The organism is Deltaproteobacteria bacterium, assembly GCA_003194485.1.
In the GTDB taxonomy this organism is placed as follows: Bacteria; Desulfobacterota; Dissulfuribacteria; order Dissulfuribacterales; family UBA3076; genus UBA3076.
The window spans coordinates 234,159-235,051 of record PQXD01000001.1; the positions used below are offsets into that span (position 1 = coordinate 234,159).

Annotated in this window: 1 protein-coding gene; it reads left to right on the forward strand. The window is 46.0% G+C overall.

What is annotated here, in order from left to right; all coding sequences use genetic code 11:
• Positions 1-26 precede the first annotated feature (26 nt).
• Positions 27-626 carry a hypothetical protein gene (locus C4B57_01145; protein PXF56083.1) on the forward strand — a complete coding sequence of 200 codons (600 nt, stop codon included), beginning with the start codon at positions 27-29 and terminating at the stop codon, positions 624-626.
• The last annotated feature ends 267 nt before the right edge of the window (positions 627-893 follow it).

Genomic DNA, 893 nt, shown 5'->3' on the forward strand with positions numbered 1-893 from the left:
CTATTGTAATTGACTCATGGGAGGTTGTGGGTATCGAAGGTTTGACCACTGCAGGGTTTTATGGGCCGCTTGGCAGTGGCAGCCATGAAACCCATAAAGATTTCGTGGCCAATCCCATAAATGCGGTCGTCGTTTTGCAGGATCCTTACAAAGAAAACAATCCCGATTCCAAGACCCTGGTTATCCTGACCAACAGCCCTGCAAGTAAACCGTTAAAGGTCTATGACGGGTATGATCCCCGCAGCGAAATTGAAAACTCCCTGTTTCGGGAAGCAAAGCAGGCGTGGTTCATCCAGAGGCCTCCACAAAATACCAAGGCTGCTTTTAGAGCCCATGCGTATCTAACCATCTTGACCATGGCCCTGACCACTGCCTATCAAGGCTGGATGGATCAACAGGATAAATTGGAACAGAACGGCCAAGATACCGGAATTCGTAAATTCCGGGAAAAGGTCAAGGAAGAAAACGGCAACAAGCTTATAATCTTTGACCAGGACCGCTACGCCATCTTTGATGCCTATGAGGTTTTCATTCTCTGCGGTCGTAATGTTCTTATGCCAACCGGAGTTCCTGAAAGGATCACCAAAGAAGATATATTACAAAAGTACAGTGTTCAGCTGGAATGATTTTATTCCTGAACTTTACTGCTCTTTCCTGAAATTCTCCCTCCACCTTTTTTGAGTACTGCTGTTGTCAGAGACAATCTGCCAGCCTCGTTGTTCGAATTTTATACCCCATAAATAATCTGCGCTGTTGCCGTCTCAATCCTGGCTATGGTGGTATTTTTACCCATAGCTTGAGAAAAGACGATCACAGCTTGCCTCTGAAGGCTCAAAAGAGCCTCCTGTGCTGCGTCACAAAATTCGCCTGCGCTTATATGAAATATCCAGATC